At 55.7% G+C, this 14,057-nt stretch carries 14 protein-coding genes and 2 pseudogenes; 12 read left to right on the top strand and 4 right to left on the bottom strand.

Translation table 11 applies throughout. From position 1 onward, the window contains the following. Window positions 1–67: 67 nt before the first annotated feature. The 7 genes and pseudogenes from imuA (at window position 68) to ACFQUU_RS25115 (ending at window position 6,991) form a co-directional block, all read left to right on the top strand. The gene (gene imuA / locus ACFQUU_RS25145; protein ID WP_382250864.1) at window positions 68–862 is read left to right on the top strand and encodes a translesion DNA synthesis-associated protein ImuA; all 795 of its coding nucleotides are present in this window, start codon (window positions 68–70) and stop codon (window positions 860–862) included. After that, window positions 801–2,291 carry a Y-family DNA polymerase gene (locus ACFQUU_RS25140; RefSeq protein WP_382250863.1) on the top strand — a complete coding sequence of 497 codons (1,491 nt, stop codon included), beginning with the start codon at window positions 801–803 and terminating at the stop codon, window positions 2,289–2,291. Before imuA ends, ACFQUU_RS25140 begins: the two co-directional genes overlap by 62 nt. A gap of 4 nt (window positions 2,292–2,295) precedes the next feature. Then, a pseudogene (locus tag ACFQUU_RS25135) lies at window positions 2,296–5,447 on the top strand (error-prone DNA polymerase). A 126-nt stretch (window positions 5,448–5,573) separates the two neighbouring features. Beyond that, window positions 5,574–5,789: an SHOCT domain-containing protein gene (locus ACFQUU_RS25130; RefSeq protein WP_382250862.1), complete on the top strand. Its 216-nt coding sequence runs from the start codon at window positions 5,574–5,576 to the stop codon at window positions 5,787–5,789. Window positions 5,790–5,818: 29 nt separating this feature from the next. Continuing rightward, complete coding sequence (locus ACFQUU_RS25125) at window positions 5,819–6,058, top strand: hypothetical protein (RefSeq protein ID WP_382250861.1); 240 nt, start codon at window positions 5,819–5,821, stop codon at window positions 6,056–6,058. 76 nt (window positions 6,059–6,134) lie between these two features. Beyond that, the gene (locus ACFQUU_RS25120; protein ID WP_382250860.1) at window positions 6,135–6,557 is read left to right on the top strand and encodes a PACE efflux transporter; all 423 of its coding nucleotides are present in this window, start codon (window positions 6,135–6,137) and stop codon (window positions 6,555–6,557) included. Between the two features lie 110 nt (window positions 6,558–6,667). Next, the gene (locus tag ACFQUU_RS25115) at window positions 6,668–6,991 is read left to right on the top strand and encodes a hypothetical protein (protein WP_382250859.1); all 324 of its coding nucleotides are present in this window, start codon (window positions 6,668–6,670) and stop codon (window positions 6,989–6,991) included. Window positions 6,992–7,023: 32 nt separating this feature from the next. Here the strand turns inward: ACFQUU_RS25115 and ACFQUU_RS25110 are convergent, their stop codons facing one another. Together ACFQUU_RS25110 and ACFQUU_RS25105 are read right to left on the bottom strand one after the other, a co-directional pair. Continuing rightward, a complete protein-coding gene (locus ACFQUU_RS25110) occupies window positions 7,024–7,248 on the bottom strand; it encodes a hypothetical protein (RefSeq protein WP_382250858.1) in 225 nt (74 codons plus the stop codon). A 69-nt stretch (window positions 7,249–7,317) separates the two neighbouring features. Then, the gene (locus tag ACFQUU_RS25105) at window positions 7,318–7,758 is read right to left on the bottom strand and encodes a hypothetical protein (protein ID WP_382250857.1); all 441 of its coding nucleotides are present in this window, start codon (window positions 7,756–7,758) and stop codon (window positions 7,318–7,320) included. 126 nt (window positions 7,759–7,884) lie between these two features. Here ACFQUU_RS25105 and ACFQUU_RS25100 point away from each other — a divergent pair, with 126 nt between their 5' ends. The 3 genes from ACFQUU_RS25100 to ACFQUU_RS25090 all read left to right on the top strand — a co-directional run bounded on the left by ACFQUU_RS25100 (window position 7,885) and on the right by ACFQUU_RS25090 (window position 9,208). After that, window positions 7,885–8,193, top strand: coding sequence for a hypothetical protein (locus ACFQUU_RS25100; protein ID WP_382250856.1), 309 nt, complete (start codon window positions 7,885–7,887; stop codon window positions 8,191–8,193). A 293-nt stretch (window positions 8,194–8,486) separates the two neighbouring features. Then, entirely contained in the window at window positions 8,487–8,849 is a 363-nt protein-coding gene (locus tag ACFQUU_RS25095; RefSeq protein ID WP_382250855.1) for a lambda-exonuclease family protein, read from the top strand. Further along, window positions 8,822–9,208: a hypothetical protein gene (locus ACFQUU_RS25090; protein ID WP_382250854.1), complete on the top strand. Its 387-nt coding sequence runs from the start codon at window positions 8,822–8,824 to the stop codon at window positions 9,206–9,208. Before ACFQUU_RS25095 ends, ACFQUU_RS25090 begins: the two co-directional genes overlap by 28 nt. Before the next feature lie 43 nt (window positions 9,209–9,251). Here ACFQUU_RS25090 and infA read toward each other — a convergent pair whose 3' ends face one another. Together infA and ACFQUU_RS25080 are read right to left on the bottom strand one after the other, a co-directional pair. Then, window positions 9,252–9,470 (bottom strand): translation initiation factor IF-1, encoded by a 219-nt coding sequence (gene infA, locus ACFQUU_RS25085; protein ID WP_382250853.1) that lies wholly within the window; start codon window positions 9,468–9,470, stop codon window positions 9,252–9,254. Between the two features lie 1,000 nt (window positions 9,471–10,470). Then, complete coding sequence (locus ACFQUU_RS25080; RefSeq protein ID WP_382250852.1) at window positions 10,471–12,384, bottom strand: PAS domain S-box protein; 1,914 nt, start codon at window positions 12,382–12,384, stop codon at window positions 10,471–10,473. Between the two features lie 171 nt (window positions 12,385–12,555). On the opposite strand from ACFQUU_RS25080, the gene ACFQUU_RS25075 reads away from it, so the two are divergent. Both ACFQUU_RS25075 and ACFQUU_RS25070 read left to right on the top strand, forming a co-directional pair. Then, complete coding sequence (locus tag ACFQUU_RS25075) at window positions 12,556–12,960, top strand: response regulator (protein ID WP_382250851.1); 405 nt, start codon at window positions 12,556–12,558, stop codon at window positions 12,958–12,960. Then, window positions 12,882–13,787, top strand: a pseudogene (locus ACFQUU_RS25070) (transposase); the annotation flags it as partial. The gene ACFQUU_RS25075 and the pseudogene ACFQUU_RS25070, both read left to right, overlap by 79 nt. Window positions 13,788–14,057 lie beyond the last annotated feature (270 nt).

Here is a 14,057-nt window from a genome sequence, read left to right as displayed (position 1 = left end):
ACTTCAAAAAAGGCTGTATAAATGTACAGCTAAAATTGCAACACTGCAAAAGTGGAAGCCTGAAGAAATGGAACTGACTTTACCGAAGAGTGACGCCCATGCAGAACGCCGCGACCGCTTTTTAGCGCTCACCGACGCACTGCGTGAAGCAGTATGGCGAGCCGACTCCCTTGGTCGAAGCCGGACCGACATCGTCCCCACTGGCTATCCAGCTCTGAACGCAGAACTGCCAGGCGGCGGCTGGAGCGCGTCCGCGCTCACGGAATTGTTGTGGGCACAACAGGGCGCGGGAGAGTTCCGGATGCTGATCCCGGCGTTGAAGGTGATCTCTGATGCTGGCCGCACCATTGTGCTGCTTGGTTCACCGCACTGCCTCATTGCGCCCGCGCTTGAGCAGGCAGGTATCGACATTGGCCAGATTCTCATCGTCAATGCAGAAAAACCGGCCGACCGGCTGTGGAGCGCCGAGCAAATCCTCAAGAGCGGCAGTGTCGGGGTGCTGGTCAGCTGGCACCCTACCGTCAAGGCCGAGCATTTACGCCGCTTGCAGATTGCCGCGTCAGGCTGCGAAGCCCTGTCGTTCATCCTTCGGCCAGCTACATGCCGGGGAGAACCGTCGCCGGCGCCGCTGCGGCTGTTGTGTGAACCGGCACCGTTTGGGCAGCTGAGCGTTGATGTTTTCAAGCGCCGTGGTCCGACTGTCGCGCAGCCAGTGTTGCTTCCGCCCCTATTTGCACCTTCCATGATGCGCGCCCTCGAGCGCGCACGACACAGCGCCATCGCACCAGCAGAGAATTCCAATGTGGATCGCCTCGTTCCTCAGCCAGTTACCGCTCGATCTCGCCTTTCGACGGTGGCCTGAGGCGCTGCAGGATCACCTGCGGATGACTACACCACTCGTTGTGACCGACATCAAACGGGTCCGGTGGGTCAGCGTGGGTGCGCAAGCAGCAGGCGTCGTCCCAGGCATAACCGAAGCTGGAGCGCGAACGCGCGCGGCGAACCTTGTAGTCGTTCCCCGCGATATCGTCGCTGAAGAGCAGGCAGTCATTGAAGCCGCCTTGTGGGCGCTGCATTTTTCTCCGCAAGTCGCGCTGCGTCCGTTTGGACTGCTCATGGATGTCACCGCAAGCCTTCGCCTGTTTGGCGGTACCGCGGCGATCATCGGGCACCTGCGCAGCGGGCTCACTGAACTCGGCCTGACCGCGCACATTGCCGCCGCGCCCACGGCAACCGCTGCATGGTGGCTTGCCCAGAGCGGTGACAACTCTATCGTCAACCAGGACACGTACACCAGTGCGATCGACGCATTGCCGGTGGTACTGATGGAATCATTGGCCCCGCATGCGGAAACGCTCAAGGCAGTCGGCTGCCAGACAATCGGACAGTTCCGGCAATTGCCGCGCACGGGCATTACCAAGCGATTCGGCAACGCCGCGCTGATTGAACTGGACCGGGCATTCGGCAGCGAGCCGGAACTGATGGCGTGGTACGAGCCACCAGAAGGGTTCTGCAAACGCATGGAGCTTGGCGCGCGCGTGGAGACCACTGAGCTGCTGCTGGGACCGGCACGCCGGTTGCTGATGCAGATGACGGGTGTTCTGTCCGCCCGACATTGTGCTGTCACGCAGTTTTCGCTGTTACTTCACCATGAGACGGTGCGCAACGGTAAAAGTCCGACCACCCGTGTGGACATCAAACTGGGGGCACCGAGCCGGGATCTGGAACACCTGACCTTGCTGATGAAGGAGCACCTCGGCAAAGTCGTACTCGAATCCTCGGTCATTGAACTGATTCTGTCGGCGGACGGCCTCGAACAGCAAGCCGCCCCAAACACGGAATTGTTTCCAAGCGCAGCCAGCCGGGCGGAATTTCTCAATCGGCTGATTGAGCGCATGAATAGCCGCCTCGGTCCGGACGCCGTCGTGCGCCTGGATGTGTCAGGCGATCACAGGCCTGAAAAATGTTCAGTAGAAGTGCCGGTGGCATCATCAAAGTCCGTCAAGGGCAAGAGCGCTGTGGACGGTACCGCGTTTCCACCGCGGCCGACCTGGTTGCTGAAGAAGCCGCTTAAGTTATTGACGCGGCAAAACAAGCCGTTTTATCAATCGCCCCTTACGTTATTGATCGGCCCTGAACGGATCGAAACCGGCTGGTGGGATGACCAGGTCATCGCGCGGGATTATTTCGTCGCCACGAATGCGATCCATATGATTGTCTGGGTGTACCGCGAAAGGGTGAGTGCGGACGAGGATGAGCCCGGGTGGTTCTTGCATGGTTTCTTCGCCTAGGGCCATGCAAAGTTTCCTCCCTGCTTATGCTGAACTCCACTGCGTTACCAACTTCAGTTTCCTGCGAGGCGCATCGCATCCCGAGGAGCTAGTCGCACGCGCACATGCGCTTGGTTACACCTCTCTAGCAATCACCGACGACGGAAGTTTTGCAGGAATCGTGCGCGCGCATGTCGAGGCCAAAAAGGTCGGACTGCACCTGATCATCGGTACCGAACTGACGCTTGAATGCGGCTTGAAGATGGTTTTGCTGGCCATGGACAGGGAAGGGTATGGCAATTTGTCGGAGCTGCTGACGGTTGGCCGCCGGCGCGCGCCGAAGGGTACTTATCTTCTTCGTCGACGTGACATTACCTTTGTTGGCAAGCCCGATCATGGCGCCGTGCACCTGCGCAACCTGAAGGGATGCTATGCAATCCTGGTCGGCAACCGCGTCAAAACTGACGAAGTGCTGCGGGAGGAGGTCACATGGATCGCGGAAACGTTTGGCGGACGCTCTTCGATCGCGGTCGAACTGCTGCAGCGGCCCGATGACGACATGTGGAAGGAACGACTGGACAATCTGGCACGCTTTTCGGGGCTACCGCTGGTCGCCACCGGCGACGTCCACATGCATGTGCGTTCGCGCAAACCGCTCCACGACACGATCACCGCGATCCGGCTCGGCAGACCCATTGCCGAATGCGGTCTGGCGCTGCATCCGAATGCAGAACAAGCGCTGCGCCAGAGAACGCGCGTGGCGCAAGTGTACGAGCGCCCACTACTCGACCAGACGTTGCAGATTGCCGCACGCTGCACGTTCTCGCTGGACGAGTTGTCGTACCAGTATCCGGACGACATTGTGCCTCCCGGCGAAACCGCGACCAGTTACTTCCGGAAACTCGTGTACGAAGGTGCGTTCCAGCGCTATCCGAAGGGCATCCCGGCCAACATTCAGGAGTTGATCGAACATGAGCTGGCGCTCGTCGCCGAGCTGTCGTACGAGCCGTACTTCCTCGTGGTCGCCGAGATCGTTGCTTTTGCACGTCGGCAAGGCATTTTGTGCCAGGGACGGGGTAGCGCCGCCAACTCGGTTTGCTGCTACTGCCTCTTCATTACAGAGGTCGATCCCGATCGCATGAACCTGCTTTTTGAGCGGTTCGTCAGCCGGAGTCGGAAAGACGAGCCACCCGACATTGACGTCGACTTCGAACATGAGAAGCGCGAGATCGTGATTCAGGAGATCTATCGGCGCTTTGGCACCGGGCTGCACTGACAGCGGCAATCATCACGCTGCGTCCGCGCTCGGCCATCAAGGATGTGGGCAAGGCGCTCGCGCTGGATTTTGCCCAGCTCAATGCGCTGACCTCCTCTCAGAACTGGTGGAGTGGCAATCACATTGATGAGGCAGGCTTGCGCGAACACGGCCTGGACCCCGCGTCTCCCGTGGTCAAGAAACTGGTCGCGCTATGCGAAACGCTCCTGGGGTTTCCGCGCCAGCTGTCGCAGCACGTCGGCGGCTTCGTCATCGCACGCGACAATTTGTGCCGCCTGTCTCCGATTGAAAACGCAGCGATGGAAGACCGCACGGTCATTGAATTCGACAAGGATGATATTGAGGTTCTCAAATTCATCAAGGTCGACATTCTCGCGCTGGGGATCCTGTCGGCAATCCGGCGCGCACTTGATTTCATCAGCGAGCGCACCGGCGAAAGCTTTACGTTGCAGGACATTCCCGCTGAGGATCCGGCAACCTACGACATGATTTGCCAAGCCGATACGATGGGCGTCTTCCAGATCGAGTCGCGCGCACAGATGGCGATGCTGACCAAAATGCAGCCGCGCACGTTCTTCGACCTGGTCATTGAAGTAGCGCTGGTGCGACCCGGACCTATTCAGGGGCAAATGGTCCACCCTTATTTACGGCGCCGGCAGGGACTTGAGCCGGTTACGTATCCCAGTGAGGCGCTACGCGAGGTCCTGGAACCAACGTTAGGCATACCGATCTTTCAGGAGACCGTTATGCAGGTTGCCATCGTCGCCGGTGGATTCACCGTTGAAGAGGCAGACCAGTTGCGTCGTGCGATGGGCGCATGGAAGAAGAAGGGCGGATTAGAAAAATATACGAATAAACTCATCGCCGGCATGCTTGAGCGGGGCTATTCCCTTGAATACGCCCAGGCGATGGCGGAATACACGAAGGCTTTCTCATCGTACAGCTTCCCTCTCAGCCATTCCGCCTCGTTTGCGTTGCTTGTGTATGCGAGCGCCTGGATCAAGTGCCACCACCCCGGCATCTTCCTGGCCAGCCTGTTGAACAGCCAACCGCTGGGCTTTTATTCCCCAAGCCAACTGGTGCAGGACGCCAAGCGTCACGGCGTCGAGGTGCGTCCGCTCGATGTCACCATCAGCGATTGGGACTGCACGCTGGAGGAAAGGGAAGGGTATCCGGGTGATGGCGGCGGGCGCCCGGCGGTACGCCTTGGGCTACGCATGGTCAAAGGACTGAGTGCCGAAGGCGCCGAAATGATTACCATGGTCCGCGCGATTCGGTCATTCCAAAGCATAGAAGATTTGTCCCGGCGGGCCAATTTATCGACGAACGACCTGCAGGCGTTGGCGCAGGCCAATGCGATGGTGTCGCTCACCGGGCACCGGCGGCAGGCGGCATGGCAGGTATCGGGGATGAAACCAATGCCCAAGTTATTGCAGGACGCGCCAATTACGGATGAGCCGCTTGAGTTGCCGGCGCCAACCGAGGGCCAGGAGATTGTTGCGGATTACCATAGTACTGGCCTTACCTTGCGTCGGCATCCGCTTGCGCTCCTGAGGAAGCGCCTGACCGCGATGAACCTCAGTACAGCAGCAGAACTACAGACGTTCCCCGACCGGAAACTGGCCAGAACGACCGGTATCGTCACGGTGCGGCAGCGTCCAGGCAGCGCTAACGGCGTGATGTTCCTGACGATCGAAGACGAAACAGGAACGACACAGGTCATTGTCTGGCCAAGCCATCTGGAAAAGCAGAAGCGCGAGATCCTCAATGCGACACTCCTGACCGTCTATGGCGTCTGGCAGCGTGATGGCCAGTCCACCCATTTGATAGCGAAGTACGTGGTGAATCATACGGAACTGCTCGGCGCACTTTCCAGCGTCAAGAGCCGGGACTTTCACTAAAAAGCGAGCACAACATGTAGTAAAAATAGAACGAACAGGAAGACGGTCAACAGCTCTGCCTGGATTGCAGATATGCTTTTCAATAGAAGACACGATATGTGGGTGGCGGAGCAGAAGGAGATAGCAATGGAGAACCTCAACGGATGGTGGTATCTGATGGCGCTGGTAGCAGCCGGTGTGAGTGCCGCCGGCTGTTTGTATATGCTTCAAAGGCGGTCGCCATCAGTGCCCGAACGCGGCAGCAACATCGATGACCTGAATCGGTTGCTGCAAGACGGCTCGGTCACGCCTGAGGAATACGAACTGCTAAAGCGGCGGCTGCTGGCAGGCCATGTCGCGTAGAAGTTTCGGTACCCACTTGAGGCTTCCTGATGGACCTAATTGACGCCGCTCGATGCTGGCGCGAACAAAATCAGTATGTCGGTCGCGGCGGAGTCGTTGTCCTGTATAAAGGGAGGGTGCAGGGCTGGGTCAATATGCTGCGCAATCCCGGAAACTGGCGGCCGGGTTGTATTGCCGTCGACGAAGACGGACAGTGTTGGACGGCACGGGCGGGCAATGACCGGGACGGAGCCCTGATATGGCTTTCGAACGGGACGATTGCCGGCTAGAAGGGCAGTCTAATCGGGGCGATAGGTCGTAACGTGGAATAATGAATTTGTAGATTGATTTTGGATCGGGAACGCAGTGCAAGGTATCAAACGCAAGATCCTCTACGTAAGCATCTATGAGGCAATCGCCATAGCCATCTGCAGTATCAGTTTCGCAGTCATATCCGGCAGTGGCTTGATATATTCCAGCGCGCTTTCAATTGCGACTTCAGTGATCGCGGTGATATGGAACTACCTGTACACCACGGCGTTCGAATGGTGGGAGTCGCGTCAGACAACACGCGGCCGGAGCGTGAAGCGCCGTGTAACGCACGCCATCGGGTTTGAGACAGGCCTCATCATCATTCTGGTGCCACTGATCGCATGGTGGCTGGAGATGACTCTTTGGCGAGCGCTGATGATGGATCTGGGTCTCGCAGCGTTTTTTCTCTTCTACACGTTCGTGTTCAACTGGGTATTTGACCGACTCTTCGGTTTGCCCGCTTCCGCGCAGTCCTGACTTCGTCTCGACGGCGTTCGCTCTGACGATTGGCATCTAGTGGCGGTTCAGCGCACGATGGCCATCTGACCGATATAATCGCGAACATCCATTCAAACGCAATCACAAATATGAAAAAGCAAGAATTGCTTGAAGACAGCAATTACGATCCCAATAAGCTGCTTGATCGCCTGATCGAAGTTCTGAATCTGAAAAACGACGCTGCGTTATCGCGCCTACTGGAAGTGGCGCCGCCAATTATTAGCAAGGTGCGCCATCGCGTGCTTCCCGTAGGGCCGGCATTACTGATTCGTATGCATGAAGTCAGTGACCTGAATATCAGGGACCTGAAAGACCTGATGGGCGATCGCCGTCAGAAGCAGCGCATCAGCAGCAAATCATTCCTGTCGGACGGTTCGACTGCGGAGCTCGTGGACGGATCGACATCGGAATAGTGCCAGTGACTATTTCGTCGTTCAAAATCACTTTATTCAGTGGGCGCGGTCACCGGCAGAAATGAAGTGAGCAGCGGGCATTCGTTAAAGGTGACCGACATGCCGACGTGACGTTCAACAGCAACGCGACTGCGACCCAGTTTCGTGAGTTTTTGCAGCGACACGGGGCTCGGACGGTCAAATTGGACGCCGGAGCGTTTAAAGAGAGCGGTACGGATGTTTCCACAGTTATCGTGGTAATCGACAAGCCTCTGCATCTCTGCTGATCCAAACACGCCCAGTCTCTACGGAGGCTGGGCGTGTTTCGTTCAAGCCACGGACTATTGTCAGTGGCTTTGTTGGACGCTGCCCGGCGCGGAAAACCAGGGAATGAGCGCATCGGGGCGAGTTTCGATGCCGGTGGCCATATCGCCGTTGCCGTGTACCAACCAGTAGATCGGGCCGCTTGGCAGGCGTGCGCTTAGCATCGTGTACTTGTCGTCCTGGTAAGCGATGCGCACACGCCCGATAAAGTCAGGGGGCGGCGGTTCGCCGTTCGCCTCGGCTTCCCGCAACAAGTACGCCCGGACGTTTGCGTAGTCAATGGCGTCGAACTTGCTGACAACCTGGCCATCTCGCTCCACCCAACACACCGTTATTTCGCCGTCGTCGGGATCGAATGTCAGATCACCCTCCATCACGACATATTGGCCAAAGGCTACAACGGGTGTGCGGCTCTCAATGATGTAGTCGGGCATGGGGCCCCCGTCTTCAATTGGGATAGCCATTCTCCCGCGGGCGGCACGACGGCTATTGATCTAGATCGAACAGCGGGCTCTGGCACCTGCGACGAGCCCCCTATTTCTTCCCTTCGCATATCTCCATGCTCCGTCAACGTCGGCGAGCGATTTCACATGGAGAAACAAATTGAAGTCTTCCTCAAAGAGCTTGATACCGCGCCGCTGGCGCTCCTGTTGTGGCTGTCCGGCGCAGCAATCGTGATGTTCCCGAAGTTCATATCTGACGTCGCTGTATCCGTCTGGTCGATTCTGGCCATCACGGTAACCGGCATCCTGGCGTGGCAGCTCAATGGATTTGAATACCCCCTGCCCCTAAAAGCCAAGGTTGTGATGGTTGCCGCCATCCTGATCTTTCTTACGATGGCAGCGGTCGCGACATTCCTGACAGCCCGTAACGATCATGCGCGCGAGATGCAAATATGATTACCTGCGTCCGAGCTGGCCTTGTTCGCTGCATTGCCCCTCTTTGCAACGCGAACTTCCGCCAAGGTGTCACGCCGGCCCCTGTCAGCGTCGTAGGGCACAAGCACCAGGGCGCGCTGATTGTCAACATGCAGCCCAAACTTGATCCAAAGGCCCTGATGTGACGTTTTGTTCTCCCAAACCCGCATGTGCCTTTTGGCCATGCGGATTTTTTGCCTTTAAGTTTCTGACCGCATCTCCCCTTGCAAAGCTTTTTAACCGCGGCGAGACCCGCATTCACCAAGGAGAATCAGATGAAAATCGTACAACTAGCACAGCGTACGCCCGAGTGGCACGCATGGCGTAATGGTGCCGACCTGACGGACGGCCCGCGAATTACAGCAACCTCCGCTGCCGTCATCTCCGGTAAGTCGCCATGGATCACACCGCATAAGTTGTGGCTGGAGATGACCGGCATGACGCCCCCCAGAGCAGCAAATTGGGCCATGCGTCGTGGTATCGATTTAGAGCCGATAGCACGCCATGCCTATATCGACCAGACTAGCAATGACATCCACGACGTGTGCATCCAGAGCAGCTTCTACGACTGGATGGGCGCTTCTCTCGACGGTGCATTACGCTGCCTCCAGTGCTGCCGGCACTGCGCCTGCTTCTGATTTGGGACAACCTGCAGGGGCACCGGACACCTGACCTGATCGGATGGTTGTTTTCTCACGGTGTAATGCCGTTATTTACGCCGCTAAGCGGATCGTGGCTAAATATGGCGGAGTCAACGCAACCCATTATTGTTCGGCGTGCGCTCGCGGGGCACTATCCGCAAACATCGGAGCAAATCATTGCAGCGCTGGAAGCGACAGTCAACGGATGGAATCGGGCTCTCACATCGTTCCAGTGGGGCGGCAAACGGCATGCGCGCCGGATGCGCCATCGACAACGGCAACATGCCTTGGGGGATCGGGTGCCGTTACTCGGTATCCGCTACGACGCCGACCCAGTAAGTTACAGCAATACTTAAACCGATCCAGTTGCCAACTGACCCACTAGGTACTTTTTCATAGTTATTTGGTGCGAAATACAATTCGCGCTTTTGTGAGATCGTAGGGAGTCAGTTCCACCTTTACCTTGTCACCAGGTAGGATTTTGATGTAGTTCTTGCGCATTTTTCCAGAGATGTGTCCCAGTACCTTGTGCCCGTTTTCCAGTTCAACGGTAAAGGTTGCATTAGGCAGGTTCTCGAGGACTTTCCCTTCCATTTGTATGACATCGTCTTTTGCCATTGCATTCCTTGAAGATTGTTGCAAATGTGGGGCCTACACCGCCACTGGTTAGATCGAAGCAACACAACTCGCTTCTCGTAGTGCAATTTTACTGGTCTCTGCGCGCAGGCGTGTCAACTCATCGCTGGAAAGCCCGCAAGAACCTGAGCAGAATATGTCATCCCTACGTATGTAACCGTACGAAAGGAGACGAAGGATTGCACGAGTAGAATAAACAATGCGCGTATGAGCTTGTTCTGCAGAGCATGTACGCGCAACCTGAACAGCAGCCTCATTTGGCGCGTCGGCACGACCGGCGGCACCGCTAACTACTTACCTATGAGCGTTTAATTGGACTATCTAATAGTAATCAATTTATTTGACACAAATATAACTATTGTTAGCGCAGCAGCAGCAGCGCGCTTTTCTTAAAATGTAGTCGGCACAAGCCATTTAACATAACCTAAGCCCCCAGCTTTTAGATAAGTGCTCTATGACGTTATTCAGCGACTGTCTTCTTACAGCGTTATGCGTGCATCCATCAGCGCAAGGTGCACCGAAGTGACTATCAGGTTGTGAAAATGCCGGGTATATAAGTTGATATCAGCCGGATTCCGACTAAACGCGGCGGCTCTCAAGGTGTTCGGCCTGGCACACAAGCCATGCATAGAAGAGTCGCTTGTCTAGCGCTAACCGGCCGTTCACTAGAAATAACCTCCGGCGGTAGCCGGCCATAAGCAGTCTTTGATTGCATTTCCACATCGCCGCTGACCGGACACTCGGTGATGCCTAACGCACAGGTGTCTAAAGGTTTATAAGGCAAGCTTTCATTCGTTAACCTCTTATTCTTCGATTCGACATATATAGGGCGATAGTCGTTTCAATAGGTTGCCTGTGTCTGAGATTAATTGATGGCAACCTGATGCCAGACGGCCTAATAGGAGTGTCTTTAACGGCGGCGAGCAGCGTCCTTAGGCACCGCTAGCAGCACTTTAAAAGCACGCGATGGCTAGCACGCGCGCTATGACAGCCGGAGTTTCTTGGCGAGCTCGGCCAACTTATATGGCTTATTCATGAACGTGAATTCGTCGATGCCACTATGTTGTGCCGTCAATACCGGTAGCGGGTATCCTGTCGCTAGTAGTATTTTCATGTTGGGGCGCAGTTCCCGTGCCCGTTTCGCCAGTTCGATGCCCGTCATGTTCGGCATCATGACGTCCGAGAACAGCACAGCAATGTTCTTGGTCCGTTGCAGTATTTCCAGTGCTGCCAGCCCATTGTTGGCGGTAAAGACCTCATAGCCGATGCTGCGGAATAGGGCTGCCGCCATCTCCATCACATCCGGTTCGTCATCAACCACCAGTACCTTCTCACTACTGTCTTCGACTGGAACGGTATCACTACAGCTTTCATCAAGTGCCGGCAAATACAGGCTGATTTTGGTCCCGCGATCAATCGCTGAGTCGATGCTCACGCCTCCTTTGGACTGCTGCATGAAGCCATACACCTGGCTTAGCCCTAAACCGGTACCTTTGCCAATTTCCTTGGTAGTGAAGAACGGTTCAAAAGCGCGAGCCATCACCTCAGGGGACATGCCTGATCCGGTATCCGATACCGATACCTTCACATACCGTCCGGCCGTCAAACCGGCAATCTGTTGATCGTCCAATGTGACGTTCGATGTGAGGATCGAGATCGTCCCACCGCTTGGCATCGCATCGCGTGCATTCACGACCAGGTTCAGCAATGCGGTTTCAAAGCGGGGAGCATCAACCATCGCCGGCTGCAGGTCTGCTGCCAGGTTCACGTTAAACGCAGTGGTGGAATTGCCGGCCCGGCGCAATACGGCTTCAAAGCCATTGATCACACTGTTCAAATTGTGCTTTTCCGGGCGTAGCGGCTGCTGACGGGCAAAGGAAAGCAGTTGCTGCGTGAGCGTGGCACCACGGTCGACTGCGCGTTTCATACTTTCCAGGATTTTGAGCTCAGTCGGCTCTTGGGTCTTCAAAGGCAATACTTCGAGACCACTGCTAATGACTGATAATAGGTTATTGAAGTCATGTGCGATTCCACCGGTCAGCTGTCCAATGGCTTCCATTTTCTGAGATTGAAACAACGCTGCATTGGCGCGATCAAGGGCCTCGGCAGCTTCCTTCTTTTCCGTGATGTCGCGGGTGATTTTGGCAAAGCCGGCCAATGTACCGTCATCGTTGTAGATCGCATCGATTACCACATGCGCCCAAAACCTGCTCCCGTCCCTGCGCACACGCCAGGCTTCACGCTCGAAGCGGCCTTCCCTGGCTGCTGTTGCCAAGGCCGCAGCAGGCAATCCGGCTGCCTGCTCTTCAGGTATATAAAAACGCGCAAACGACGTACCCACGATCTCATCAGCGGTATAACCTTTTATCCGCTGCGCACCTGCATTCCAATTGGTGACTTCACCAGTAGGCGACAGCATGTAGATTGCATAATCGGTTACGCCTTGCACCAGCATGCGAAAGCGTTGTTCACTTTCCCGTAACGCCTCCTGAGCCTTTCTGCGTTCGGTGATGTCCCGTGTGATCTTGGCAAAGCCGATATGCTGGCCAGTCGTATCGTAGATCGGATCAATGACGACACTGGTCCAGAACTGCGTGCCATCCTTGCGGACACGCCATCCCTCTAATTCGAATTTACCTTCCTTCAAGGCAGTCTCAAGCGCTTTAGCTGGCAGGCCGGATTGCTGGTCTTCAGGCGTATAGAAGCGGGAGAAATGATGACCTATGATTTCATCGGCCGTGTATCCCTTGAAGCGTTGCGCGCCGGCATTCCAGCTCGTCACGATACCGTTAGGGTCCAGCATGTAGATCGCGTAGTCGCTGATGCCTGAGACAAGCAGCTGGAAACGACTCTCAACTGCCGTTTTTTGGGGCAGCGAGGGGGTCATGTCATTCATAGTATTGCCATTCCTGTAAGACTGCCGTGACATGCGCGGCCAAGGGGTAATGGTACACTCCCGCCGCCTGACATGCTTGGATGAAAGTACATGTACTTGTGCGTTTCAGCCGTGAGTTGAGCACCTAACCTGTAGACATTTTTTGATTTTCTTTACGATTTGCTTACGTTGATGAGGCGCCCAATTCTGCTAATTGAAGATGCCGAGAACGACATTGAATTTGCGCTACTTGCATTGAAGAGGTGCGGCGTCGCCAATGAGGTCATCGTCGCAAGGGACGGTGAGGAAGCGCTCGACTACTTGCTACGTCGCCGGCAGTACCAGCACAGACACCCCGGAAACCTTGGACTGGTCTTGCTGGACTTGAAATTACCCGTAACTGATGGCATTACAATCCTTAGAACCATAAGTGCCACCCCAACGCTTGCATCAATTCCTGTCGTTGTCTTGACCGGATCGGCGATGGAAGCCGATATCACTACGACTATCGCTTTGGGCAGCGAGGCACGCATGATATCGATTGGGGCGATCCCGATCAATGGACCCGTCCTGTCCGGGAATATCTGGCTGCTTTAAACGCTGCCAATGCGCCTGCCGAACCACCGAAGTCGATTTCGCTGACCGATCCAGCCGCTTCCTGGACCGCCACGGCTGGACCAGCGTTCTTTGCCTACTCCACTAACTACCTGGTTGATGTACAGGCCGGTATCATCGTAGACGTCGAGGCTTCTCCCTCCAGCCATGCGGCCGAATCGCGGGCAACACAAACCATGCTCGACCGTGTAGCACAGCGCTTCCGGATGAAGCCGCACCGGTTGATCGGCGATACGGCCTATGGCTCAGCGTCAATGCTGGCCTGGCTGGTAGAACACAAAGGCATCGAACCTCATGTGCCGGTCTGGAACCGCAGTGACCGCAAGGACGGTATGTTTGTTATCAGTGACTTCATCTGGGATGAACAAGCCAATGTGTACCACTGCCCCGGCGGACAACTACTACGTAGCCAATGGCGTGCATTTACTAATCCGCGGACCCACGTAACCAAGGCCGCTACGATCATCTATCGTGCCAGTCAGGCAGATTGCCAGCGATGTAGTTTGAAGCCACAATGTTGTTCGAACACGACCTTCCGTAAAATTGCACGCAGTATTCATGAAGATGCACGTGACGTTGCTCGCCGCATCATGAACACGCCGCAGTATCAACAGTCACGTCACCAGCGCAAGAAAGTCGAAATGCTGTTTGCGCATCTCAAACGCATTATTAAACTGGACCGCCTGCGATTACGAGGGCCAACAGGCGCACATGACGAATTCCTATTGGCAGCCACGGCGCTAAATCTCAGACGCTTGGCAAAACGGCTTTACCTAGGAGGATTGAATGCGGTCGCTTCGATCTCATAACGGCACCAAATCAGCTTAGCTGTGTTCATATGCAAAAGAGAATGTAAGACCCATATGTCCGGTGTCAGGGTAATCCATCTTGCATGACGACTATTTCAACACCATCGGCCAGTTATAGTCATTCACAGCAGTATGTAGTCGAGTTTGCCCGTACTGGTTTGCCGGGCAAACCAGTACGGAATAGCATCTTATTTGCATGCTGATGTGCAAGATGGTATTCCGTTCTGCCTTCCAGGATACTGGCTGCAGCTGGCGGGTTGTTGCCAGTGG

Origin of the sequence: Herbaspirillum sp. GCM10030257, from assembly GCF_042666555.1 — a bacterium.
Lineage (GTDB): Bacteria > Pseudomonadota > Gammaproteobacteria > Burkholderiales > Burkholderiaceae_D > Noviherbaspirillum.
The sequence above is the reverse complement of the archived record's forward strand: the minus strand, read 5'-3'. Positions and strand labels throughout refer to the sequence as shown.